At 49.2% G+C, this 26,752-nt stretch carries 16 protein-coding genes and 2 pseudogenes; 8 read left to right on the top strand and 10 right to left on the bottom strand.

Going from position 1 to position 26,752, the window contains the following annotated elements:
* Window positions 1-26: 26 nt before the first annotated feature.
* The 4 genes from LN737_RS03245 to LN737_RS03230 all read right to left on the bottom strand — a co-directional run bounded on the left by LN737_RS03245 (window position 27) and on the right by LN737_RS03230 (window position 4,588).
* Complete coding sequence (locus LN737_RS03245; protein WP_405516173.1) at window positions 27-623, bottom strand: NTP transferase domain-containing protein; 597 nt, start codon at window positions 621-623, stop codon at window positions 27-29.
* 4 nt (window positions 624-627) lie between these two features.
* Window positions 628-1,797: an XdhC family protein gene (locus tag LN737_RS03240; RefSeq protein WP_405516171.1), complete on the bottom strand. Its 1,170-nt coding sequence runs from the start codon at window positions 1,795-1,797 to the stop codon at window positions 628-630.
* Window positions 1,798-1,877: 80 nt separating this feature from the next.
* On the bottom strand, window positions 1,878-4,085 hold the full coding sequence (locus LN737_RS03235; protein WP_405516169.1) for a xanthine dehydrogenase family protein molybdopterin-binding subunit: 2,208 nt from the start codon (window positions 4,083-4,085) through the stop codon (window positions 1,878-1,880).
* Window positions 4,082-4,588, bottom strand: coding sequence for a (2Fe-2S)-binding protein (locus LN737_RS03230; protein ID WP_405516168.1), 507 nt, complete (start codon window positions 4,586-4,588; stop codon window positions 4,082-4,084). The genes LN737_RS03235 and LN737_RS03230 overlap by 4 nt, the downstream gene beginning before the upstream one ends.
* A 307-nt stretch (window positions 4,589-4,895) precedes the next feature.
* Between LN737_RS03230 and LN737_RS03225 the strand changes: the two genes are divergently transcribed.
* The 4 genes and pseudogenes from LN737_RS03225 to LN737_RS03210 all read left to right on the top strand — a co-directional run bounded on the left by LN737_RS03225 (window position 4,896) and on the right by LN737_RS03210 (window position 11,864).
* The gene (locus tag LN737_RS03225; RefSeq protein ID WP_405516166.1) at window positions 4,896-5,666 is read left to right on the top strand and encodes an NUDIX hydrolase; all 771 of its coding nucleotides are present in this window, start codon (window positions 4,896-4,898) and stop codon (window positions 5,664-5,666) included.
* Between the two features lie 108 nt (window positions 5,667-5,774).
* On the top strand, window positions 5,775-6,917 hold the full coding sequence (locus LN737_RS03220) for a Gfo/Idh/MocA family protein (RefSeq protein ID WP_405516165.1): 1,143 nt from the start codon (window positions 5,775-5,777) through the stop codon (window positions 6,915-6,917).
* A gap of 145 nt (window positions 6,918-7,062) precedes the next feature.
* Window positions 7,063-9,050 (top strand): annotated as a pseudogene (gene nagB, locus LN737_RS03215) (glucosamine-6-phosphate deaminase).
* Between the two features lie 351 nt (window positions 9,051-9,401).
* Complete coding sequence (locus LN737_RS03210; protein WP_405516164.1) at window positions 9,402-11,864, top strand: GEVED domain-containing protein; 2,463 nt, start codon at window positions 9,402-9,404, stop codon at window positions 11,862-11,864.
* Window positions 11,865-12,047: 183 nt separating this feature from the next.
* Here LN737_RS03210 and LN737_RS03205 read toward each other — a convergent pair whose 3' ends face one another.
* Both LN737_RS03205 and LN737_RS03200 read right to left on the bottom strand, forming a co-directional pair.
* A complete protein-coding gene (locus tag LN737_RS03205; RefSeq protein WP_405520291.1) occupies window positions 12,048-13,355 on the bottom strand; it encodes an APC family permease in 1,308 nt (435 codons plus the stop codon).
* 228 nt (window positions 13,356-13,583) lie between these two features.
* A complete protein-coding gene (locus LN737_RS03200) occupies window positions 13,584-16,595 on the bottom strand; it encodes a TonB-dependent receptor (RefSeq protein ID WP_405516162.1) in 3,012 nt (1,003 codons plus the stop codon).
* A 216-nt stretch (window positions 16,596-16,811) separates the two neighbouring features.
* Here LN737_RS03200 and LN737_RS03195 point away from each other — a divergent pair, with 216 nt between their 5' ends.
* On the top strand, window positions 16,812-18,173 hold the full coding sequence (locus tag LN737_RS03195) for a Gfo/Idh/MocA family protein (protein WP_405516161.1): 1,362 nt from the start codon (window positions 16,812-16,814) through the stop codon (window positions 18,171-18,173).
* Window positions 18,174-18,190: 17 nt separating this feature from the next.
* Here LN737_RS03195 and LN737_RS03190 read toward each other — a convergent pair whose 3' ends face one another.
* From LN737_RS03190 to LN737_RS03180, 3 genes are all read right to left on the bottom strand, one after another.
* Complete coding sequence (locus LN737_RS03190; protein ID WP_405516159.1) at window positions 18,191-19,153, bottom strand: FAD:protein FMN transferase; 963 nt, start codon at window positions 19,151-19,153, stop codon at window positions 18,191-18,193.
* Window positions 19,154-19,262: 109 nt separating this feature from the next.
* Window positions 19,263-20,366: a chorismate synthase gene (gene aroC / locus LN737_RS03185; protein WP_405516158.1), complete on the bottom strand. Its 1,104-nt coding sequence runs from the start codon at window positions 20,364-20,366 to the stop codon at window positions 19,263-19,265.
* Between the two features lie 49 nt (window positions 20,367-20,415).
* Complete coding sequence (locus tag LN737_RS03180; RefSeq protein WP_405516156.1) at window positions 20,416-21,867, bottom strand: BatD family protein; 1,452 nt, start codon at window positions 21,865-21,867, stop codon at window positions 20,416-20,418.
* A 109-nt stretch (window positions 21,868-21,976) separates the two neighbouring features.
* Between LN737_RS03180 and LN737_RS03175 the strand changes: the two genes are divergently transcribed.
* Window positions 21,977-22,189, top strand: coding sequence for a hypothetical protein (locus LN737_RS03175; protein ID WP_405516155.1), 213 nt, complete (start codon window positions 21,977-21,979; stop codon window positions 22,187-22,189).
* A gap of 147 nt (window positions 22,190-22,336) precedes the next feature.
* Here LN737_RS03175 and LN737_RS03170 read toward each other — a convergent pair.
* Window positions 22,337-23,730 (bottom strand): annotated as a pseudogene (locus LN737_RS03170) (MBL fold metallo-hydrolase RNA specificity domain-containing protein).
* 112 nt (window positions 23,731-23,842) lie between these two features.
* Here LN737_RS03170 and pbpC point away from each other — a divergent pair.
* Together pbpC and LN737_RS03160 are read left to right on the top strand one after the other, a co-directional pair.
* Window positions 23,843-26,203 carry a penicillin-binding protein 1C gene (pbpC, locus tag LN737_RS03165; RefSeq protein WP_405516153.1) on the top strand — a complete coding sequence of 787 codons (2,361 nt, stop codon included), beginning with the start codon at window positions 23,843-23,845 and terminating at the stop codon, window positions 26,201-26,203.
* Window positions 26,204-26,270: 67 nt separating this feature from the next.
* Window positions 26,271-26,711, top strand: coding sequence for a nuclear transport factor 2 family protein (locus LN737_RS03160; protein ID WP_405516151.1), 441 nt, complete (start codon window positions 26,271-26,273; stop codon window positions 26,709-26,711).
* The last annotated feature ends 41 nt before the right edge of the window (window positions 26,712-26,752 follow it).

Raw genomic sequence — 26,752 nt, 5'->3', positions numbered from 1 at the left:
TGTGCGTTGTTACGACCGATATACTTCTAAAGCGCTGTTCCACGCCAGTTTTCTACATCCTGCCATGTATCCAGATCAATGACCGCTAATGGGAAAGGGACTTCAGCGCAGTCGTCAACATGGTGTTGGATAAGTTTGCGAGCGCCGACATCGCCCGACAGCTTCAGGAACTCGGCTTTGTACCGAATGTCGAAGAGAGCCGGAACCCCAAGATGATTCGCTTCTCCGTATCGGCAGGCAACGATGCCTTTATGGGTCTGTTGTCGAGTATCAATCAACTGGTTTAGCAGGTCTGCTGTTACGTAAGGCTGATCGGTTAGTGCTACCAGAAAAGCCTCACACGTATCGTCGGTTATTGCATTCAGGCCAATCCGTAACGAAGAGGCCATCCCTTCATGCCAATCAGCGTTGGTAACCTTGAGGATGGGTGAATCAGCGAGCTGAGACTGGATTTGCTCTTCATTCGCCCCCAGTACGACAATCACTGGCCCGGTTTTCAGTGATAACGCTGCGTCAGTAATATGTCGAATTAAGGCCTTGCCTTTGTAGGTAAGCAGTTGCTTAGGCGTATTGCCCAGCCGGGTTGAACCACCGGCGGCTAAAATGATTGTTACAATACGCATTCGATTAACTGACTGTATTTATGTCAATTATGTTGGGTTGTTGCCGACCCGGTACAGAGGCATTGCCGGAGAGCCGTTCGTGGATAGGCCCCGTTTTGTTCTTCAGAAATCCAGCGGCTCCCTTCGTGAAAAACGCCTTTATCTCAGCCATAATGGATAGCGCAATCTCGTCGGGTGTTTCGGCGCCCAGATCAAGGCCAATGGGGGCATGAACCCGACTCAATGACGATTCGCTGAACGTAAAGCCAGTGTTTACAAATTCGTCCTGCATTTTGTCGAATCGCTTTCGGGGACCAAGCATACCAATATACGGTACGTCTGTTTTGAGAAGTTCCTGCAAAACGGCCCGGTCGTAGTTGTAGTTATGCGACATGAGTACGGCCGCCGTTCGGTTTGTAATGCTCAGCTGGTCGATAACAGCATCCCGGTTTGCATACAAAACACAGGTGGCTACGGGAAAGCGTTTGGGCGATAAATGAGCGATACAGTCATCCGTAACCGTTACCTGCCAGCCCAGTTCACGAGCCAGTTTCGCGACCGGAATGACGTCGTAACCAGCTCCAAAAATGACCAGCTCAATACCAGGGTCGATTCGTTCGATAAATACATCAACGACACCCGTTGGAAATTCATACGCTTTGGTCAGGGGCTTACCCGTTTCAAAAACGTCCTGCATATCAGCCTGCAACCACTGTGGAATTGATTCAGTACCAGAATCTGTCCGGACAAATCGGTTGCCGGGTGTCAGATCGGGGATCGCATCTCCTTTCAATACGGTTGCCAGTACCCGCACATCCCGTTTTTGCGTAAATTCTTTCAGCAGCGCGATTGGGTTTGCCGAATCATCTGGATTAACAGGCTCGATCAGTACGTCGATAATACCATTACAACCTAAACCCACCCCGAAACTATTGGCGCCATCGTCCATAGTATCGTACGTAACCACGATCGGATTACCGTCGAGCATGACCTGACGGGCTTTACGTAACGCATCCCCTTCCAGACAACCCCCACTGATAGCGCCTTCCCAACGGCCGTCGTCGGTGATGAGCATACGGGCACCCGGCCGACGGTACGACGAGCCTTCGACCCACACTACAGTGGCCAGAGCGGCTTTTCGTTGTGTGAAGTCAACATGCTCAAAAACCTCAACAATACGGGTTATCTCTTTCATCGCTTCTTTTCATGTCTCTGGTTTCAGGTTCAGAAATATACTCTGTAGGTGTATAAAAAGCTGAACCTGAAACCAATACCTTATGAAATTTTTTCCAAATCGAATGGTAAACGTCGGATACGTTTGCCAGTGGCAGCAAACACCGCGTTGGCTAAAGCTGGTGCCAGTGGCGGTAAACCGGGTTCACCCACACCTTTGATCGTTGGTCCGCCTTCGGCCAGGATATGGACTTCCACCGGGGGCATTTCGTTGATACGTAGCATCCGATTCGCGTCGAAATTGGTTTGTTTTGCCTGCCCCTTCTCGAACGTAATACTATCTTTTGTGGCCGCAGTCAACGCCATGGCAATGGCCCCTTCAACCTGTGCTTTTACTGTATCTGGATTGACAACTGTTCCCAGATCAATAACGCAGTAAACTTTATCTACTGTTACGCCCCCGGTTTTGTTTTTAGATACTTCGACAACCTGCCCGGCCAGACCCGCGAAAAACTCCCATTGCGCTACGCCCCGTCCTTTTCCGGCCGGAAGCGGTTTGTCCCAGCCTGATACTTCTTTTAGTTTGGTAAGCATGCGTTTAGCATCGCTGTCTTTCGTCAACATACCTAACCGGAACGCCAGTGGGTCTTGCCCGGCTTTATGGGCCATCTCGTCGAGAAAGCATTCGTGAGCAAACGCAACCGTCGAACTGGTTACTGAACGCCAGTAGGTGAGTGGAATATGAATGTCCGAATGAACGTAGCGTGTGCTCAGATTTGGAATTTCGTATTTCTGCTCACCCGTACCCTCCAGCATAGTGCCATCAGGCTTGGTTTTATCGTATTTCTCGCTCATCGTTGCGTCGATGGAAGGCGAAATGACTTTATGCTGAAAAGCAGTGGCTTTCCCATCGGCCGATAAAGCTCCCCGCATGGCAGAGAACGTCATCGGACGGAACGGACCTAACGTTGTGTCATCTTCCCGCGTCCAGATAACCTTGACCGGTTTACCAACAGCTTTCGACAGCAGGGCCGCTTCAGTTGCAAAATCCTGCGTTAGCCGTCTGCCAAAACCGCCCCCGTTGAAAAGAATGTGAACGTTGACGTTATCGGCCGGTACGTTCAGCACTTTAGCAACTTCATCTTTCACTAAATCACCCCCCTGCGAGGAAACCCAGATTTCTAGTTTGTTGCCGGGTTGGTAGTGAGCCAGCGCATTCATCGGCTCCATTGTTGAATGGCTCACCATTGGCGTTTCATAAAACGCGTCCAGCTTGTTCGTTGCTTCGCCAAAGGTTTTGTCAAAATCGCCCGCATTATGCCCTGCAACACCCTCCTGACTGGCCAGTTCCCGAAGACTTTTCTCGTAATCGGCCGAATTAAACGAATCATGGCCCTGATGATCCCAGGTTACTTTAAGTGCTTTCCGACCTTGTCGGGCAGCCCAGTAATTATCGGCAATGATCGCTATACCTTCATAGCGGTTTTTGCCCATAATACGCTCTACTTTGACGGCCTTTTGTACGCCTTTCACTTTAAGGGACTGCGAGGCATCGAAGCTTACCAATTTACTACCCAGAACCGGACAGCGCTCGACAGATGCAAAGACCATGCCCGGCACTTTAGCGTCAATACCAAACGTAGCCTGACCATTCACTTTCAACGGCACATCGGGCCGGGGCATGGGTTTGCCCAGCATTGTAAACTGCTTGGGGTCTTTAAGTTTAGGCTCTTTCGGAACCGGGAGTTTGGCGGCTGATTCGGCCAATTGCCCGTAGGTTAATTTTTTGCCGCTTGGTTTGTGTACAACCGTCGCATTCGCGGCAAAACATTCGTCAATGGGTACGTTCCACTGATCGCTGGCGGCTTTAACGAGCATTTCACGAGCTGAGGCACCTACTTTACGCATTTGCGTATAGCCGCCCCGGATAGACCCGCTTCCGCCCACCGCCTGCGACCACATATCGCCGTACTTCTTTTCGCCCCCGGTTTGCTGGATCACAACGTTATCCAGCGAGACTTCCAGTTCTTCAGCAATCATCGCCGGAACCGACTGATACGTTCCCTGACCGATCTCCGGCCGAGGGTTCATGAGTGTAATCCGCCCAGATTTCTCGATGAGTACGTAGGGCGTCAGTTCAACTGTTTCGGGCAAAGCCAGTTCAGGCTGACCACTCAGGTTAAAGATCGGACTGGCCAGCGCGTCGGTTGAGGATAATCCCAGCGCAAATGTCGCACCGGTAAAGCCAGCTAGTTTAAGGAAAGCCCGTCGGGACGTAGCGTTGTCAATTGAGGTAGGTTTTCGGCTCATCGTTTCCCGATTTTAGGGGTAGTTTTTGGCATTTTAGGCGCAGCAGCCATTTCAGTCGAAGCGGTATGGATGGCCTGACGAATGCGGTTATAAGTTCCGCAACGACAGATGTTGCCCTGCATGGCCGTGTCGATATCGGCGTCAGTAGGCTTAGGAGTTTGCTTTAGCAAAGCGACTGCCGACATGATCTGCCCCGACTGGCAATAACCGCATTGAGGTACCTGATGCTCAATCCAGGCTTTCTGAACGGGGTGATCTGCATTTTTAGAAATACCTTCTATGGTCGTGATTTTGTGACCCGCTGCGGCCGAAACCGGAAAGCTACAGGAACGAATGGCATTACCGTCGAGATGGACCGTACAGGCACCACACTGGGCAATACCGCAACCGAATTTTGTGCCGGTTAGGCCAATTACGTCGCGAATAGCCCACAGCAGTGGCATTTCCGGATCTACGTCCACCGTATGGGATTGATTATTAATGGTTAGCTTGACCACAGCCATGGCTGATAATTGTGGGTTTGAAAAGCGTTTGTATCAGGAAATATACGGCTTATACGCCAAACAACCGAACGTATTAAGTAAAGAAGACTCGACAACGTAGCGACACCAGCATCTGCTTATACTGGAAATTCATTGAGCTCTAGGGCAAGTCTGACAGTATCGTTAGCTACAAATCTGCTGAACGCGAACTTCCTCGATAGACACGTATTGGATCAAGAAGTTGTAAGACACAGGCAAAATAGAACGTAATGATAAGGAGTTTAGAATGATTGTGTCAAAATGACGGAAAGCTTTTTTAACTTTCCCCATGAATTTTGTTGAGCAGTTAACTACCTATTTTCAAACCGTAGCCGACGAGTGTATTCCTGGCGTATCGCTCGACTGCGTTATTTTCGGGTTTCATGATACCCGGTTAAAAGTATTGTTACTACGCTGGAAAGGCACAAATGAGTGGTGTTTGCCGGGGGGGTTTATTTATAAAACAGAATCCGTTAATGACGCAGCGGGTCGGGTACTTCGGGAACGGACAGGGCTGGACCAGTTATTTCTTCAGCAATTTTACCTGTTTGGCGATGCCGTACGTTATGACCGGGTAGACACTTGGGCACGGCAAAAAATGCCGCTGGCTTTTAATAGCGCGGATAAATGGCCGGAACGAACGATTTCAGTGGGCTACTATGCCCTGGTCGATTATACCAAAGTGACGCCTACTGCCGACTTCATGTCGGACGAATCCTGTTGGTGGGACGTCAATGACTTGCCCTCCCTGCTTTATGATCACCAGCAGATTATCGACGTAGCGCTGAAAACGTTGCGGCTTCAACTGAACTGGCAGCCAATCGGCATGAATTTGTTGCCGGAAAAATTTACTATCCCCGAGTTACAGCGGCTTTATGAAGTGGTGCTTGACCGACCGTTGGATGCCCGCAATTTTCATAAAAAAATTACGAGCCTGAGCATTTTGACGCGACTGGACGAACGGCGAACGGGCATGGCGCATAAGTCGCCGTATCTGTACCAGTTTGACGAAATGAATTACAAAAAAGCGCTCGTAAGCGGCAATTTGATCTTCGTGTAACGGATTCGTTTGTGGCTCTTTTCCCGGCGCTTTGAATGGCTTGTTTATAAAAGAAGCTAACATAAACGCGTCGGGGGCAGTTGTTTCCTTGAAGATAATGCACAACGTATGGAAACAAACGCATCAGGAGATCATACAATTGGTCTTGGCGTGATCGGTATGGGCGGCTTTGGCCTGTTTGCCGTTCAGCAATTTTTACAAATACCCAATACCAGACTCGTTGCCATCGCTGGCTCGAAGCGGGAAGAGGCTATCACGACAGCTAAACGGTTTGGCGCCGAGCAGCTTGGTAGTCTGGAAGAACTGGTCAATCATCCGGATGTTGATCTGGTTTATATTGCCACTCCTCCATTTTTACATTATCAGCAGGCTATGCTGGCCCTGAACGCCGGAAAGCACGTAATCTGCGAGAAACCGCTGGCTACCGACCCCGAACAAGGGCGAGAAATGATTGAGACAGCGCGTCAAAAAGGATTGCTGATGGTAACAAACCTGATGCAGCGGTACAATCCCATGTTCGCCCGGATTAAACACCTGATTGATAAAAAACTGCTTGGTGAATTTCTGCATGGTTATTTTGAAAACTACGCCGGTGATGAGGGGCTAAGTCCGGAACACTGGTTTTGGGACCGTAATAAAAGCGGAGGTATTTTCATTGAACATGGCGTACACTTCTTCGATATGTTCGCGGGCTGGCTTGGCGACGGGACGGTAAAAGCTGCCCAGGTAGTTAAGCGGCCGGATAGCAATGACATAGAAGATCAGGTGCAGGCAACAGTTGAATATGGCAACGACGAAACGGGCCGGAAACTGGTCAATTTTTACCACGGCTTCACGCAGACTGGTCGGATGGACCGGCAGGAAATGCGGCTGCTATTTGAACGGGGCGATATTACATTATACGAATGGGTACCAACGCGAATGGTGATGCGTTGCGTAGTTGACGAGGAAACTACGCGTGCGTTATTAGATCTGTTTCCGGCCGCGCAATTAAATGTAACGGCTAACATAGGCGGTAAAGACCGTACGTTACGTGGTCGGCATAAAGAGTTTGATGCTTATCAACAGATCGAGCTGCGCTTTGGCTTTGGCGATGAGAAACAGCATATCTACAGCGAAATTCTCCGACTTATGTTCAGAGACCAGATCAGCGCCATTCATTATCCCGGTACGCACCGCATAATTCGGGAGGAGAATGGGCTGGAGTCCTTGCAGACGGCCGTCATAGCAAACGAGCTGGCGCACAAGTAGCTGTCGAAGCGATTATTGAGTCCAGTTAATAAAAAATTTTAAAAATATTGCCGTTCAAGGCCAAACTATGCCCGAAATCGGTGTAAACTCCTTGATTTTTTGCGACATTTGCGGTCTGTAACTTATCTTCTCCTCTGCACAGCGCATGATCACGGAGTCTTCCATTCTCGACAATCCAGACGGGCAGTTACCAGGCGAATTCGCGCCGGGGTCGTCAGTCACAGGTGGCCCCATCCAGTCGGCCATTACGTACGAAAAAATTCCTACGCACATTTACGCCGATGCTAAAGCGGCATCGCGGGCAGTAGCCCATGAAATTGCTGATCTGATTCGTCAGAAACAAAGCGAAGGAAAGCCCTGCATTTTGGGCCTAGCCACAGGGTCATCGCCCAAAACGGTTTATGCGGAGCTGATTCGTATGCACCGCGAAGAGGGATTAAGCTTTAAAAATGTTGTTACGTTCAATCTGGACGAATACTACCCCATGGAGCCTGATTCGCTGCAAAGCTATTGGCGATTCATGCGGGAGCAACTGTTCGATCATGTCGATATTCCAGCGGGGAATTATCATGTGCCAGACGGAACAATTCGTACCGATAAAGTAGCCGAGTTTGCCAAACAATACGAAGCCGAGATTGAAGCAGCTGGCGGGCTGGATTTTCAGTTGCTGGGTATTGGTGGTAACGGCCATATTGGTTTCAACGAACCGGGTTCGCTCATCAATTCGCATACCCGCCTGATGATGCTCGATAACTCAACGCGGGCGGCTGCCTCGGTCGATTTCGGCGGATTGCCCAAAACACCCCGTAAAGCCATCACGATGGGTGTTGCGAGTATTCTAAGCGCCCGGCGCGTTGTTCTGCTGGCCTGGGGTGAACGTAAAGCGCCTGTTATCCGGGGTGCCGTTGAGGGCATCGTTACCGAATTGAACCCGGCCTCGTATCTGCAAACGCACCCGAACGCTCTGTTTGTGATTGATGAAGCTGCCGCTTCGGAGTTAACCCGCATGAAAACGCCCTGGCTGGTGGATTCAGTTGTCTGGGATAACAAAATGAAGAAAAAGGCCGTCACGTATCTGTCGCTGACGCTCGGCAAGCCGGTTCTGAAACTCACGGACCGCGATTACAACGACAACGGTATGAGCGATTTGCTGGCGCAGTACGGGCAGGCTTATGATATCAATATTGATGTTTTCAATCAACTTCAACATACAATTACAGGCTGGCCGGGTGGCAAACCCAATGCCGACGACACGAACCGTCCTGAGCGTGCGCTACCAGCACATAAACGTTGCCTGATTTTCAGTCCACATCCCGACGACGATATTATCTCGATGGGGGGACCTTCCAGCGTCTGCGCGATCAGGGGCATGAAGTGCATATCGGTTATCAGACATCGGGTAATATTGCCGTTGCCGATGACGAAGCCTTACGGTTCGCGGATTACGTCGTTGATTTCAACACAAAGTTCGGTATCAAAAGTCCGGAAGCTACGCGAATTTTCCAGGATGCTGCAGCGTCTTTGCGCGAGAAGAAAGACAGCGAAATGGACACCACAGAAGTTCGGTATGTGAAAGGCTTGATTCGAATGGGTGAAGCCAAAGCGACCTGCCGGTTCGTGGGTATTCCTGTTGAAAACGCGCATTTTATGAATATGCCGTTCTACGAAACGGGCACGGTGGCTAAAAAACCGCTTAGCGAGGAGGATATCAAAATCACGATGGCGCTGATCGAAGAGGTGAAGCCCCATCAGATTTATGCCGCTGGCGACCTTGCCGATCCCCATGGCACTCACAAAGTTTGTCTGGATGCCGTAATGGAAGCTGTCCGTCGGCTGAAGCATAAAAACTTCATGAAAGACTGTTGGGTGTGGCTTTACCGTGGTGCCTGGGCCGAGTGGGATGTCAGCGAAATTGAAATGGCCGTACCGATGTCACCCGATCAGGTTATGAAAAAACGACTGGGAATTTTCAAACACCAGTCGCAGAAGGATGGCGTTGTGTATCAGGGCACCGACTCGCGTGAATTCTGGCAACGTGCCGAAGAACGTAACAGCGGTACCGCCGGTATTTACAACCGACTTGGTTTAGCCGAATACGAAGCCATGGAAGCCTTTGTCCGCTGGCGGTTTTAGTCAGCCCTGAGGTTACACCAGCGTTGCTTATATATATAGCCCGGATCGTTCTCCTGAGAACGATCCGGGCTATTTTGTTTTATTTTCTGTATTCATATGTAAATATTATTGGTACAGAGTAAATAATTTTTATTCTATTGTGTAGGTTTGAGATTGCTATTGGCAGCATAAGTATTCTTTTGGTTGAATACGGCTTCCTAAACGGCTATCATCATTTACAACAGGTAGGTTATATCGTCAATGGGAAAGTGGTTACGATACATAGTTTCGTATATAGGATTAGTTATACCTGTTGTATTATCAGCGCAGGACCCTGTCCACCCTACGCCTACTTTATGCATTACACCGGGCTTGACCGCAATTCAACGCCAACTCGTTGATCAGCAGGCCGAACGGGCATACTCGTTGAAAAAAGCCACTAATGCGGCCTTCTCAAGCATAACCTACGTACCTATCCGGCCCCATATTCTGCGCAGAAGCGATGGTACGGGAGGCATGTCGCTGGCGAGTATAAATCAGGCAATTGCCATTACAAACAGCTATTACCTGTTGAACGGTTACGGAATTCAGTTCTATTTCTGTGGTACGTCTCCCGACTACGTAGACAACGATGCCCAATACAACAGCACAAACGACGAAAATGCCATAACGCTCGGGCACGACGTATTGAACGCATTGAATCAATATTATGTCAATTCGTTTGCATCGGGCGCGGGCGGCTACGCCTATTATCCCTCAAATAGTGTTGTTTCAACCCGTTCGTTTATCTTGAATGAGTCCTGGAACGAAGCGGATATGGGTAATCGCCTAATTCCGCACGAGTTAGGACATAATTTTAACCTGGTTCATACATTCGGTGAACTGCCGGGAAATGGTACGCTCGGTTCGGGAACAACAAACGAACTGGTAACTCGGGGAGCTGGAGCCAATTGTACAACGGCAGGGGATTACATCTGCGATACGCCTGCTGATCCCTATAATAAACCAGGCGCTACTCTGATAAGTGTAAATGGTTGTGTGCAATATGACCCAAATAGCACCGCCCGCGATGCCAATGGAGAGGCTTATTCGCCTTCCCTTTCAAACATAATGTCCTATTACTTTCCCTGTACTCATAATTTTACGCCGGGTCAATATGACCGTATGCAGGCAGCGCTGGCTCTACGTCAATCCCATACGGCTTATACGCTGGATTGTGCCCCAACCGTAGTAGTCGCACCGGGAAATATAGCGGCTTCAGTAGATAATAACTCGGTTATTCTGACATGGCAGGACAATGCCAACAATGAAATGGGATACTTCATCGAACGTTCGTTGTCGGCTACGACTGGCTTTGTGCCGATTGGTGGCGTCGGGCCAAACTCAACCGCATTTACGGATGCGAAAGCCAATCCGTTTACAACGTACTATTATCGTGTAAGACCCTCGAACTCAACAACAACGGGCATCAGTCAGGTAGCTAGCATTAAAACCCCCGCCTGTCATCCAACGTATGCTTCGCTGTGTACCTACAATGATGGACTATCAAGTGTGGCTGTAAACAACGTAGTACTAAGTCAGAATACGGGTTGTTCATCCGGCGCGTACAGTAGCTTTACGGCCACCTCAACTACGGTTGTCGCGGGTATGACGTATCCTGTTTCCGGTACGTTGCTGAGTCAGTCGTATCAGGAGGGTGTAACGATTTGGGCAGATCTGGATCGCGATGGTCTGTTCAATGCCAGCCGGGGCGAACAACTTTTTCAAACGCCTGCTACCGTAACCGGACAGTTTTCAGGGAGCATTACTATCCCTGCCAGTTTATCCGTTGGTACATTAGCCATTCGAATTACAGTAGCTTTCGCTGCTATTCCCAACGACCCCTGTGGCTCCTATAATTACGGTGAGACGGAAGATTACGTACTTAATGTAGTTCTTCCAACGGCTGACCTGAGTATGTCGATGCGAGCGAGTAATCTCGTACTGGCCGTTAATCAGGTGACCAGTTATTCACTTACCGTTCGCAACGATGGGCCAAACGATGCAACGGGTATTCAATGGCAAAACCGCCTGCCTGAGGGATTACTCTTTGTGAGTGGTGGGCCCAACGTAACGGCATCGACTACGGCTGTTAGTGGCACGGGCGACCTTTCGCTGGCACCAGGCCAATCCACTACGTTTACTTACCAGCTTCGGGCAACCTTGCCCGGTACGTATGTTAATGCCGCTCAGATTATAGCAAGTGGTGTTTATGACCCCGATTCTCAGCCTAATTCCGGCACGGGCGATGGGCAGGACGATCAGGCATCGGTTGGGGTACGTACTATTTCCGGAAGCGTGAATGTTTACACCTCACCAAATCCTGATCAACTACCATTGCCAGCGGTTATTTCCAACCAACCTGCGCCTGATCCAGCCAAAGCAGATTTGTCGCTGGCAATGGCTGTAAATCAGCGGACGCCCAGGTTAGGAAAACTGGTTACGTTTACCATCAGCGTCAGTAATGCCGGCGGGTTACCCTCACAAAATGTGGTTATTCGTGATACGTTGCGGGGAATGACGTTCACAGCGTCGCCGAGTGGGATGAGCGTAGTTGGCAGTGGGGACGGTTACTCAATACTTGAGGGAACAATTGCTTCGCTGGCAAGCAATAGTGTAACTCAACTGATTTTTACGGCGCAGACGACCACTTTGAATTATATAACGAATGCCGCCCAAATCTGGTCAGCAGCCACACCTGACCCTGACTCAAGCCCAGGCAGTGTAACTCCGACTGCCAACAACCTGAATGGAGAAGATGATGTCGTTCAGATTGATTTGCGGGTTCTACCCTGAAGAATTACTGAGTTAACATGAATTATGGCTCCTACGCCCGAATCTGGAGATTCGGCATTACAGGAACACAGAATCTCCAGATTCGGGCGTACAACTGACATAAGAATCAGAACAGTAGGTTGATTGTCAACAATTTATCTACTAAATTATCCATAATTCACGTTGAGTTAACAGCGAGGGATTTTACAAAGTGACGTTGAACGGCCATGTTTTGCGGACGGCAGCCGATGCTAGAAACGTACCAACACCCAAGCCGATTACGATAACTCCCGACAGCATAAACGTAATTCCGGTAGAAAAGAAAATGAATAGCCAGATGCCAATAGCCAGTATGACGGGTAAGGGGTAAAAGGGCATTCGGAATGGAAAATCAGTGGCTGCCCGTCGTCGGTGAAGTAGCAACAGACCAATGGCTTGCCCTACAAACTGTATCACAATACGCATAGCTAGTATGGCTGTAATTACATCTCCCAGTCGGAATAGCAGACTAAAAATAAACCCTAGTCCGCCCAAGAAGAGCAGCGATACGTAAGGGAATTGGCGAGTAGGATGCAGTTTAGCAAAAACACGAAAAAACTGGCCATCGACGGCGGCCGCATAGGGTACTCGTGAATAGCCCAGCAACACGGCGAAAAGAGAAGAAAAGGCTACCAGCAGCACCAATACTGTAGCCAGCCGGGCAGCCTGTGAGCCGTACAGCGTTTCGACAAACGTACTGACTATGAATTCACTATGCTGAGCCGTTTGCCAGGGTACTACACTCACGACACTGATGTTCATCAGCAGATACAGTCCAGCAATTCCCAAAATCGAGATAAACATGCTGGCTGGAATATTGCGGGTAGGCTGCTTTATTTCGCCACCCAGATGGCACACATTGTAGTAGCCCAGGTAGCAGTAAATCGTTTTAACGGAAGCCTGCCCCAATCCGGCTGCGATGAGCCCACCCCCTGCCGAATTAACGGAGTCTAACGTATCGGAAAGAGGTATACGGGCATTGCTAAGTCCCCCGATGATAATCCAGCCGAGCGTAAGCAACACAGCTCCCCACATCATCAGCCCGATTTTTCCTACCGAATCAATTTTACGATAGAGCAAGGCGATAATAATCAAAACAACTCCGCCCGAAACGGCTTTACGCTGCCATTCTTCCAGCGGCATTAAATAAGAAGCGTATTGAGCGAAGCCAATAGCACCTGAGGCCATAACTAAAGGCGCCTGAATAAGCGTTTGCCAGACGTACAGAAAAGAAAACAGCCGGCCCCATCGCTGTTCGCCGTAGGAAATTTTCAGAAAATTATAGCTGCCGCCGGCCTGTGGAAAAGCCGCGCCCAATTCCGCCCAGACAAACGCATCGACCATCGACACGACAGCCCCCAGTACCCAGGCCCACAGAAACTGCGATCCACCGAGTGTTTTTATAACCAAAGGCAGCACAACAAACGGGCCAATACCGACCATATCGATCATGTTCAGGGCAGTACCTTGCAGCAGTGTTAACTGTCGGGGAAGCGCAGCGGGTGACGTATCTGAAAGTTGGTCGGAAGGAGGAGGTGTACTCAATGGCGTACAGAATAACAGAACTGTGTAACGCTGAACCTAATTATTTCTCAAAGGTCAGAAACGCCCTAAAAGTTCGACATCAGTAGAACATTCATAAAACAAAAACCTCGGCTACCATTACGGTACCGAGGTTTTTGGTATGAAATAGGCAAATGATTAGTTCATCAGCTGATCAAATGTCAGGCTAACGTAATACATCGAACCTACACTTGGGTTGCCCCAGGCTTGGGTATAGAGCTTGCCTGTCAGGTTTGTGCCGCCGATTTTCAGGATCGACTTAATACCGGAAAGTTTCTTGCTAACCTGCGCATCGAGCGTAGCATAAGCCGGTATAACCGTTGCCTGTCGGCCTGTCGCTTCTGGATTGGCAAAACTTTGTTCCCATAAAAAAGACTCCTGAGCGCGGTACACTACGTTGAACCCAAAACCGCTGCCGCCAACGTTTCGATTGCCAAACGATACGTTGTACCGATACTTAGGCGTGTTAAAGAACGTAACAAACCCTGCCGGAATCTTGTCTTTATCAATCAGGTAGTTTGACGATACGTTGGCCCCGATTGTGTAGTTAGCCGGTAATAGATAATCGAATCCGATAGCCCATCCTGCGTTTTTCAGTCGGGTAGGGGAGTTGACCGGATAGGCATACACTGTACGGGTTGACGCGCTGACCAGTTGCAGGGTTGAAACGGGATTCGCCAACGATACCGGATTCTGGCCCTGAACAGCGATTTGCGTGCCGAGGAAATTCAGGAATTGATTGTAGTAATAATAAGCGTCGATAAATAACTTATTGCCAATCAGGCCTTTGTAACCAACCTCGTATGTCTCAACACGCTCGGGATCGTAGCCTGAATTGCCAGCGGGTTGAAGCAGTGCTGCCGCCTGTGGCAACGCCGTTCCCGACTGTAAGGCCGCGCCAAACGCCTGAACGGACTGAAGTGTATAAACAGGACTACCGCTAAAATTATACCGCTGCTTGAATAAGGGCAATCCGCCTATCAGGCGATACGATGGCGTATTCAGATCAATATACTGATCCTGCGTAGTCGGAATGCGGAATCCCTGCTGGAACGACGCCCGGATGTTGTGCACCTTGTTCAGCGTCAACACTGCCGAAAAGCGGGGGCTAAACTGCGCCTTGAAGTTCTGGTTTTTGTCATAACGTACTGATGCTGTCAATTTTAGTACGTCGACCAGCGTTTTAGATGCCTGAGCATACGCACCATATTCATCGATGTTAAACTCCTTGCCATTCTCGTCGCGGGCGAAAAGAGTACCTTCTGAATTTAGCGCGTACCGCCGGACGTTGCCGCCAACAATCAGTTCCACTGTTTTCGGATCGATCAGCTTGCTGAAGTTGTACATAAACTCGCCATGATAGAGGTTCGTTTTGTCCAGGAATCGGGCACCAACGCCCTGAGCATTGCCGGGAATCGGTCTGCCCCCAACGTCATTCAAGGCTTTTTCAAACTCAGGGGTCCCCGGAAGGAAACGCCCCTGATCAGCTGTAGCTCGTGCTTCGTTCAACCAGTTTGACTGTTGACTATTGGCGAATGTTTGTGCTGCACTTAGAGCTGCGGAAGGTGTCTGTCCGCTGGCAAGAGCCTGTAAATAAGCACCACCGTATCTTAAGAGCGCTGTTTGTGCATATGTACCAAAATACGTTGGGAACCATTTGGCTGCGCTACCGCTCCAGGCTTCGTTGATACCCTGCCCCAGAATACCCACGGCATAAGCATCGCCCGAACGTTCCTGTGTCGTATAAGCCCGAACAAAGAAGTTCGTTCCACGTAGTTCGAGTTTGTACTGCCCGAGTTTAAACCCTTTGATATAGTAGCGGTCGGCCCCTGTGTAGACCGTTGTGCCCGTACCCCAGTTTGCCTGTAAAATAGCTTCCAGGTTATCGTTCAGGCGATAATGTAAGGCCCCGTTTAACTTCAGATTGCTGGCGTTGTAATTCACTAAATCGCTTTCCTGATAGCCTGTTCTGGAGATATTCAGATTGGGTATGATATTATTGAATATCTGCTGCGGACTAAGCCCCGTAACCTGCGGCAACGTTTTATTACCCGCCTGTGGAATTGGCGTCGTAGCAATCAGACCCAGCAGAGCGGACGTGCCGTTCGTTCCATCGCCCGGCTGTCCATTTCCATACAGGTTCGAATAAAGGTTGGCGCTGGCATCCCCGTAGATATTGACACCGTCATATCCCTGGTTGTTCGCCCGGTTGCCTGTTTCCAGATTAAATCCGTTTGAGAAGCCCTGGTCGCGGTAATCGGTTGCCTGCCAGTCTTTGGCTGTCAGATACGAAACACCAACTTTAAACGCAAAGCGGTTGTTGAACGCTTTGGCATATCGAAACGCGGCATCGTAGAAAGGCGTTGTTTGTGTTGTTCGGTTGCTGGCACTCATAACGCCCCCTTTTACGTAAGCGCTAAGTCCCTGGTACTGAAACGGACTTTTTGAGGTCATCAGAAGCAAGCCATTGACTGCATTGGGACCGTAAAGCGCCGAAGCTGCACCGGGCAAAAGCTCAACACTCTCCAGATCCAGTTCCGAAACCCCCGCAATGTTTCCTACCGAGAAATTCAGTCCGGGAGCCTGGTTGTCCATCCCGTCAAGCAGTTGAACAACACGCGTATTGCCATTTTGTCCAAATCCGCGCACATTCACCGATTTGAAGGTTAGGCTTTGTGTGCTCATATCAACGCCTTTAATATTCTGTAGGGCGTCGTAGAACGTAGCTGCTGGCGTCGATTGAAAAGAGCGGATGTCTAATCGCTCGACCGATACGGGTGATTTCAGTACACTTTCTTCTACGCGTGAAGCGGCTACTACAACTTCCTGTCCGAGAATTGCCTGTTCCTTCAAGCTAACGTTCAGATCGGTCCGGTCGCCATTTATCACAAATTCCTGCGTTTGGAAACCGACACTGGAAACCGCAACGGTAAAAGGTGTCGGTGTGCTTGTTGTTAAAGAAAAATTGCCTTTCTGATCAGTAATCGTACCAATAACTTTTCCTTTCACAACGATGCTGATACCCGTAAGCTCGTCTTTGGTTGCCTCGCTGATTACTTTTCCAGCCACACGTGTCTGCGCCACAGCCGTAAAACCTAATAAGTAGAATGAGGCCACCAAAAACATGAAATATGTAGTTAGTTTTTTCATAAAAAGTAGAAAAATGTGAACAGGAATATTCCTAAATTACTTTGACGATAAACATACGGAGAAGTCTGCTTTTTGTACAAGTTTTTCTTGTCATTGTAAAGTCATTTTAATTTCCGTAATCAATAAGCCCAAGATATTTTGATTGAGCAATTAGTAAATTATTAGTCGTATAGACTTCTGTATCAGACAACTTTCTCCATCGAAAAATATAGTACTATGAAAAACGACTCAAATCAGGATCGCCGGGAATTTTTAAAAAATTCTGGCCTTCTCACAGGTGGAGCTATCCTGAGCAGTTTGCCGTTTGCGGCTAAGGCTGCCAGCCTACCGGGCGGAGGCTACCATTTTTCTGTGAATGACACCATTAAAGTTGCCCTGATTGGCTGTGGTGGACGGGGTACGGGGGCGGCTCAACAGGCGCTCAGTACGAAACAGAACGTCAAGATAGTAGCCATGGCTGATGCTTTCCGCGACCGCCTTGACCAGTCCTATAAAGCGTTGACCGAGCGTGGCCTGAAAGCTGCGGATGGTTCGCCAAAAGTTGATGTACCCGAAGATCATAAGTTTGTGGGCTTCGATGCGTACAAACAGGCAATCGCGCTAGCCGACGTAGTGATTCTGGCTACTCCTCCGGGTTTCCGGCCGAGCCATTTTGAAGAAGCCGTTCGCCAGAGTAAGCAGGTTTTCATGGAGAAACCCGTAGCTACCGATGCGCCGGGCGTTCGTCGGGTGCTGGCCGCTGCAGAAGAAGCCAAGAAAAAGAAATTGAACGTAGTGGTAGGCTTACAGCGTCGTTATCAGCCTAGCTACCGCGACATGATCAAGCGGATTCATGATGGTGCGCTGGGGGATATCGTAGGTGGACAGGTGTACTGGATTAGCGGGGGAGTCTGGCAAAAACCTCGTCAGCCGAATCAAACCGAAATGGATTACCAGATGCGTAACTGGTACTACTTCAACTGGCTCTGTGGCGATCATATCAATGAACAACATGTTCACAATATCGACGTAGCGAACTGGGTGAAAAATAGCTACCCGGTTTCCTGCCAGGGTACAGGCGGCCGGCAGGTACGTACGGGAAAAGATTACGGTGAAATTTTCGATCACCACATCGTCGATTTTGTCTACGCTGACGGAACAACAATTAACAGCCAGTGTCGCCATTACGAAGGGACGTATAGCCGCGTAGATGAAATGTTCGTCGGGACAAAAGGCAAAGTAGAAGGGATGGAAAAGCGGAGCAGTGCCTTAATGGGCTACAATGGCCAGCCTATCTATACGCACGATGCAAAAGCAGATGGCAACCCGTACCAGATTGAACACGATGAATTATTCGATGCCATTGCCAAAGGACAATATAAATTTTGGGATGCCGAACGCGTAGCGAAAAGTACGATGACGGCCATTATGGGTCGTATGGCTACATATTCGGGCAAAGTTGTGAAGTGGGATGAAGCCCTCAATTCACAGATCGACCTATTCCCAACGACACTGGCCTGGGATGCCATGCCGAAGAGCCTGCCCGACAAAGACGGTCTCTACCCGATTGCGGTGCCGGGAAAAACCATAACGGTTTAAGCATAACCAGGTAGTTTCTAGGATGAAAACGGGGACGACTGCCATTTGCGCAGTCGTCCCCGTTTGTTTTCCAGAATGAGAAGTTTGATGCCCGGAAAACGACTGATTAAGTGGCGACTCTGGCGGCTACCCGCTACGCTAAAAACTTTGGTCAGAGCATCGGCGCGGTAGCCATCGGGGGCCAGAACAGTTGCCTGTACAAAATGCCGCATCCCTAAACCAGACCGTGGATTCATGATATGCGAATAGCGGAGTCCATGATATTCCAGAAAACGATACGTATCACCGGAGGTTGTAATGGCTGCGTTCCTGATCAGAATGGTTGATGTGTCTGCATCAGCTGACTGGCCTGTATCGATACGTACTCGCCAGCCAGACGAGCCAGGTGGGGCATCTCCGACGAGTATATCGCCACCAATGTCGATAAGGGCTGAGGCAATACCGAATCGGTTCAATACGCGTAATGCCTCATCGACGGCAAATCCCTGGCCTATGCCGCCAACATCCAGCCGCATGCCTGCCTTTCGTAAACGTACTGAACGAGTTGTACTATCCAGCTCCATCAATCGATAGCCTACCGCGCGCCTTGCCTGTCGGCGTTCTTTCGCTGAGGGGAACTCTTTCCGGCGAACCGCTCGTCGCCAGAGAAGAGAAAGGGAGCCAACCGTAGGGTCAAAGCGTCCATTCGAAAGTCGGGCGATGGTCTGCGCCTTTTGCAGTACGTCAAATAAGTCAGCGGAGACGACGACCCATTTGCCAGAACCCGCCGTTGCCGATAGCCGATTGATTTCTGAACCATCCAGATAATCGCTCATAATCTGATTCAGTGAATCCATTCGAGCCGAAACAGCTGTGTTAGCACGCTGGGCAATGAGACTGTCCGACGCATAAAAGATTACGTTAAACTGCGTCCCCATCAGGCCCCGGTGAAAAGCATAGCGATTTTGCGCCTGAGCCATCAGGGTGGCAAATAAGCCCACGAAGCTGTAAAAAAGCCGTTTGTGACTACACAAACGGCGGTAGAAATAGCGTAGGATCAAGGTAAGCCTAAAATTGTATGAGTACAGATTTGAACAGTTCGCTACGTAGCTAAATAACCACAGCGGCTTTCTTTTCAACCTGCGATACCTTATTCCGCAGATACATATCAGCTAATACCAGCGCGGCCATCGCTTCGACAATCGGTACAGCGCGGGGCACTACGCAGGGGTCATGGCGCCCTTTACCGGAAACCGTTACGGGCTGCCCGTGTATATCGACACTGTCCTGATCCTGCATGATCGTAGCAACCGGTTTGAAGGCGGTTCGGAAATAGATGTCCTCGCCATTGCTAATGCCTCCCTGAATACCGCCCGACAGATTTGTTTTTGTCCGAACCCGACCGTCTATATCCGTATAAAATTCGTCGTTATGCTGGGACCCATATAATTCGGCACCCGCAAAGCCACTACCGTACTCAAATCCTTTTACTGCGTTGATACTGAGCATCGCCTTCCCCAATTCGGCATGGAGTTTATCGAATACGGGTTCACCCCAGCCAGCAGGTACCGCCGTTATTACACAATCGACTACACCCCCAATTGAATCGCCCTTTTTACGGGTTTCATCGATGTACTGAAACATCTGCTCGGCGGTTTCCGGATCGGGGCAGCGAACGGCATTTTCTTCAGCAAGGGCCAAATTCAACTCCTGATAGGGCTTTTCTAGTCTGAGTTTACCAACCTGAGAGACATACGCCTGAATCTGAATACCCTGCTGGGCCAGCAGCAGTTTTGCTACAGCCCCGGCTGCTACGCGGGCGGCTGTTTCGCGGGCCGACGACCGACCGCCACCCCGGTAGTCACGGGAACCGTATTTGGTCTGGTATGTATAATCGGCGTGCGAAGGGCGAAATTGCTCCGCAATATGACCGTAATCTTTACTGCGTTGATCTGTATTTCGGATGATCAGCGCAATGGGTGTCCCCTGCGTCCGACCTTCGAATACGCCCGACAATACCTCAAATTCATCGGCTTCCCGTCGCTGGGTGGTTATTCTGGACTGACCTGGTTTGCGTCGATCCAGTTCATGCTGAATAAAATCCGTATCGAACGAAAGCCCGGCGGGGCACCCATCAATCACGACACCAATGGCTGGCCCATGCGATTCGCCGAAGGTAGAGATTTTAAATAGTGTTCCGTATGTACTGCTCATTCCGCAAATTTCGCGTTTTATACGTTACGTCGCGAAACAAAACGCAGCTTTAGATTTTATTAACGACTACAACGAGCATTCCCAGCAGCATAATCACAATCAATACGTTTGCCGTGGCCCTTACTAAGGTGGGTATACTGATTGGCTGGTGAGTGCTGTCCATCGTTTCAAGCCCGGCAAAAAGCGAATTTCCTGCGGCTTCCGTAGAAACTGTTTCTTTACTCACATTCGCCGAACCAGCCACTGCCGATACGTTGTCGGCTTTGGCTGCCCCGCCGACCTGTAACTGCAGCCGTGATCGGAGGGTGTCGTATCGAGCAGATTGTGGGTTGAAATAAATCCACTGGAAACGGTTTCTGAGGGGAAGTAAACCATTTTGATGAGGCACAATAAAATACGTAAATGACTTCCGGCCAACCACCTGATTCCCGATATGGCTGAGAATATGCCGTTCTTCGGGTGGAAATATGTCCATGTCAGCGCCTTCGTTGATTATGGACGGAACGGGCAGCGTAGCAATATTGCCTTCACCGGCAACAGTAAATATATAACGGCCGCTCTGACCGACGCCGATACGTTGCCGTTCCAGCCGCTCTTCTAACCGAAACAACCCGACCGGAACGCGCCCTCGCAGAGCATGTGTCGGTAATGATTTAACCAGAATTGTAAGTGGTTTGCTGGTAAATAATATCTTTTCAGCCTGAGCTGAGGGTGGACCGATTACAGGCCGTGAACGTGTTAGTTGAAGGGATACTGCAGGTAAACGTAGCGTTTGATTCGAAAGCGGGAAAAAGACCGATTGGTAAATACGATATTCCCGAAACTTTTTATTCCCGATTGTAACCTGAGTGGGTTTTAGTTCATTGATGTTCAGGCTCTCTTCCCAAGAATTTACCGGTCGAATCTTTTTCAGGATTTCCTGTAGTTGCTTATCAAGTGCTGTGAAATTGAGGACATACGGGTAATTGTCGGCAATAAAAAACGATAAGGTCAGGGCCAGGCTCTCGCCCGTATAAATGACAGACTTCGATGCTCGCAGGGATAGAAAAGCGGCCCCATTGGGTACTACGTTTAATGCGTTCAGCGCTGGGTTTGCAGAAGCTACACCCGGAGTAGAGGAGGAGACAAGGAGAGTTGCTCCTTCTGAATACACAATTTCTCCATCGATGGCTATACTAAAGGGCAGTAACCGGAAAGTGCCCGGTGCCTGAGCCTGATAACTTTGCGTAATTACTTGACTTATAACAGATTTTTCATTTACTTCGGTCTGTGTTGTGCTGGTAAGAATTCCTTTTTTCGTAAAGCCAGTAATATCCGGGAACGTAATGGATGGCCGCGTTTCACTGTTAGGAATAATGATAGAAATTGTGAAAGGCCGTTCAATCGGAAATTCAGTTTGACCTAGTTCAATAACCGACGAATTATCAACTACTTGTGCAAACGTAGCTAGTGCTGTATAGAAATATAGTACAAAGAATTTGCGGAATATTTCAAGAAACATTGTTATTTTTGAGCAACAAATTAGTAGAAGATCCGTTACGGTAATACAACGACCCTGCCAGCCTCTTTTGATATCCTATTGACTTCTTTAACCCAAAAAATGACGTACTATGCTCTCTATGCTCGAGTATATCAAGACCATACTTCAGAAGGTGAGTTTTGACAAAGGTCTGTTCGAAAAAGAATTGACTAAAGCCATAAAAATGCTCATCCCTAAAGAACTTAAACAACTTAAACGGTGGTGTTACGCTCAATTTGGTAAAATGTATCGTGTCGTATTAAATCGCTGCTTCACACGGGTGCCACGTATTCGGTTTACCTGACAACATAGCTTTCCTGTTTTAAATAGAGCCCCGGTTAATAACCGGGGATTTTTTATGCCTGGGCGACAACAGTCAAAAATTCAATCGTGGTACTCTTGGTGTCAGGTTTGAGAACCTGACACCAAGAGTACCACGAAGAACCGATAGCTATAACGTTACCTTCTGCTTCATTTCGGGTATCTCGATATGCTGAAAACCAGCTTCCTGCAAATGTTGCTGCCAAACTAGTTGCTTGTCGTATTCGCCATGAACGAGAAAGACGCGCTTTACCTGAGCCGGGTTCTGACAACTTAGAAAGGATAGCATTTCCCGATAATCGCCATGTGCCGAAAAAGAATCCATTACCTCGACCCTGGCTGCAACCGGATAGCGCTCCCCAAAAATAGTCACTTCTTTATCTCCCCGCTTCAAGGCTCCGCCAAGGCTACTTGGTGAAGCATAGCCAACCAGCAAAATGGTCGTATTGGGTTTGGTGATATTGTTTTTAATATGGTGTTTGATACGCCCCGCTTCAGCCATACCGGAAGCCGATATAATAATGCATGGCTCCGGGCTGTCGTTGATCGCTTTCGAATCATTCACCTCGGATATATAATGCAGATTCGGGAAGTTGAACGCGTCGCCATCTTTTTTTATGTAAGCCAGAATGGTAGGGTTGAAATCTTCCTCATGATCCCGCATTACGTTCGTTGCCAGTACGGCCATCGGGCTATCGATGTATACCGGAATGGTAGGCAGCTTTCCCTCGCTCGAAAGCTGGTCGAGGGCATAAATCAGCTCCTGCGTACGGTCGACGGCGAAGGCGGGTATCAATAATTTTCCGCGACCTTCTACGCAGGTTTGCTGAACAATACGTAGCAGGTGAGCTTTCATGTCGGGTTCTGTCTCATGCAGCCGGTCGCCGTATGTCGATTCACAAATTATGAAGTCGGCCTGAGGGAAAGGTGATGGAGAACGTAATATTTTATCGTCGGGTCGGCCAATGTCGCCACTGAAAAAAGATGTTTTTCGTCACCATTTTCCCGAATGGTCAGGCTAACGGCCGCACTACCCAAGAGATGCCCGGCATCGGTCAGCAGTCCGGTCGCTTCATCGCAGATCACAAACGGATGGTTATAGTCAACGGCCCGCATTTGCTCCAGTGCCTGCTGTACATCTTTTTCGTCATAAAGTGCTTCGAGTTCGGGCTGTCCTCGCCGGGTACGTCGTTCATTGACGCGCTCCAGATCCCGTTCCTGAATGCGGGCGCTGTCCATCAGCATAACATTACAGAGATCAATCGTAGACGACGTAGTATAAATCGGGCCTTTGAATCCCTGCCGGACCAGTCGGGGTATTAAGCCGGTGTGGTCGATATGCGCGTGCGAAAGTACCATGTAGTCGACTTCGGTCGGGTCAAACCCAAACTGCTGATTAAGCTCGTCGGTATTAATGCCCTGAAACAACCCGCAATCGAGCAGGATTTTGGTTCCTCTATCGGTAGTGAGTAAGTGTTTGCTACCCGTAACGGTACGGGCTGCTCCGAAAAATTGAATAGTCATTGTTTAAATTGCACCGGCAACCCGGTATGGTTTTGTTGATTAAGGGATTTTCATTTGTACACACTGCTGTTCTGACCCTATCCGACACAAAGAAGTCACAGAATCTATGGTGATGCTCAGATCAATATTGAGAAACATTTGGGGTATCGCCAAACGAATCTGGAAACTACGTCTGGTGAAAACCGTTGCCGTGGCTTTATTGATTTTTTTTACGCTGGATTTTTCGTTCCCCGTTCAAACAAACGTACCGTATTCGACCATCATAACCGCTCGGGATGGCTCTGTTTTACACGCGTTTTTGAGTCATGACGATAAATGGCGCATGTATGTGGAGTTATCCGAAATCACTCCCGCGCTTCGCGAAGCTATTCTGTTTAAAGAAGATAAATATTTCTGGTACCATCCTGGTTTTAATCCGGTTGCGATGATTCGGGCGGCCATTCGGAACGTACTGACGGGCAAACGAACATCCGGCGCATCAACCATTACCATGCAGACTGTTCGGTTGCTTGAACCCCGCGAGCGCACCTATGGGAGTAAGCTGATCGAGCTCTTTCGGGCGGTTCAACTGGAGGTGCATTTTTCAAAAGATGAAATTCTACAACTGTATCTGAACCTGATTCCCTACGGGAGTAACATTGAAGGGCTAAAATCGGCCTCACTGCTTTATTTTGGAAAGCCGCCTACGTTATTGAGCCTGGCCGAACTGACAACGCTAACCATCATACCCAATCGTCCGTCGAGTCTGCAACTAGGCGTACAGAACGCGCTGGTTGGGCGGGAACGTAACCGGTGGCTGAATCGCTTCCGGACCAGTCGGCTGTTTGATGAAAGCACTATTACCGATGCTCTGGATGAACCACTGGTTGCGTATCGGCGAACGGCTCCGCAATTGGCTCCACATCTGTCGCGTCGACTACGTACCGAAAACCCGGATCAGCCGATTATTCGCTCTATGCTCAATCCTGCTGTTCAGGCTACTACTGAGCGGCTGGTGCAGCATTATATCAATCGGGTTCGGGCTTACAACATCCACAATGCTGCTGTACTGGTTGTGGATAACCAATCGCACGAGGTTGTTGCTTACGTTGGCTCGGCTGATTTTGGCAATACGTTTGATGGCGGACAGGTAGATGGTGTTCGCGCCGTTCGGTCGCCGGGGAGTGCGTTAAAACCGTTGCTGTATGGTCTGGCTTTCGACGCTGGCCTTGTAACGCCCCGGTCAAAGATTAACGACGTACCGATCAACTTCAATGGTTATGAGCCAGATAACTATGACCGTCGGTTCAATGGCCCGGTAACGGCAGAATTTGCCCTGGCGAACTCGCTCAACATTCCGGCGGTAGCTTTATTGAAAGAAATTGGTACACCGACTTTTATAACAGCCTTGCGGAAAGCGGGGTTTTCATCTGTAAAAAAGCAGGCAAAAGAATTAGGATTATCCATGATTCTGGGCGGCTGCGGTGTTACGCTTGAAGAAATAACCCGATTGTATTCAGGCATTGCAAACGGCGGCCAACTGGAGCCGCTGCATTTTAGCGCACCAGCCGATTCCGGCAAAAGGGGGTACGTCCAGAGCGTGAATATTCTTTCGCCGGAAGCGGCTTACCTCGTCACGCATACGCTCACTCAAATCACTCGCCCCGACCTGCCCAATAATTTCGACAATAGCTATCACCTTCCTCGAATTGCCTGGAAAACAGGAACCTCGTATGGTCGGCGCGATGCCTGGAGTATTGGCTACAATCAGCGATATACCGTTGGCGTGTGGGTCGGAAATTTTTCGGGTATTGGTGTCGCTGAGCTGAGTGGCGCCAATACGGCTACGCCCTTACTTTTTCAGCTTTTCAACGTACTCGATTATAACTCCTCTACCGGATGGTTTCAAAGACCAAAGGGCGATACAAAACTTTCCATGCGGCTCATCTGTCCCGAAACGGGGGATATTCCGGGGGAATTCTGTACTAAACCCGTGACAGACTATTGTATTATGGGAGTATCGAAATACCGCCGGTGTCAGCATCGGAAGGGTGTTTTCACAAATGCGGCTGGAACAATCTCATACTGTGCGCATTGCCAGCCCGATAGCGGAGCCGTGCGTCGGTCCTTTCCAAACGTATCGCCCGAGTTAGCTGCATTTTATCAGAGTCGCCATATTCCGGTTGAGACCATACCTCCGCATAACCCCAATTGTGAACGCGTATTTGGCGATCAGGAAGCACCCACGATAACCAGCCTGAATGATGGCAGTGAGTACTACGTTAATCCAAAGCAGGCTACCGAGTTGCAGTTAGCCTGCCATGCAACCAACGACGTCAGGACTGTATTCTGGTTTTTGAATGACAAACTGTACAGACAGGCGAAGGCAACCGACGCGGTGTTTTTCAGACCGCGACCCGGTACGTTGAAAATTTCCTGTGCCGACGATAAAGGACGAAGCCGTGACATTCGGATTATTGTTCGCAACGAGTGAGAAGGCTACATTTTGATTTTCCATAAATAGTCCACATTTTTCCTTTGTAAAATCAATCCTTCAGGTTATGAACTATGTCTTCGCGTGCCTTGTAGCTTTCGTATTTTCAACAACCGGTTTCGCTCAGCAAACTACTGACCCTTCTCAGGACCCGACGGCTCTTGGCAACGCCTTCTTTAAATCATTACTGGATGAGGATGGTACTACGTTGGGAAAACTGGTTGCCAGTGATTTTAGCATGATCAGTTACGATGGAAATACTGTGAATGGCGATTTGCTAACGCAGGGTGTGGCAGGGGGCTATGTTGTAGTTGAAACGGCAACGGTTTCGAATACGCAAACGCGTCAGTATAACAATGATTCGGCGGTGATGACGGGCAACTGGAAAGCAAAAGGAAACGTTCAGGGACAAGGGTTTGACACGACCGTTACGTTTTCGGTGCTGTGCGCCAAGCAGTCGGGCTCCTGGAAAATTGTCAACGTACAGTTCACACCCTTGCGACAGTAACCGTTCAGTAAGTCGTTCATTAGAATTCCAGCCTTCTGCAC

It is taken from the genome of Spirosoma sp. KNUC1025, assembly GCF_045160025.1.
In the GTDB taxonomy this organism is placed as follows: domain Bacteria; phylum Bacteroidota; class Bacteroidia; order Cytophagales; family Spirosomataceae; genus Spirosoma.
The sequence above is the reverse complement of the archived record's forward strand: the minus strand, read 5'-3'. Positions and strand labels throughout refer to the sequence as shown.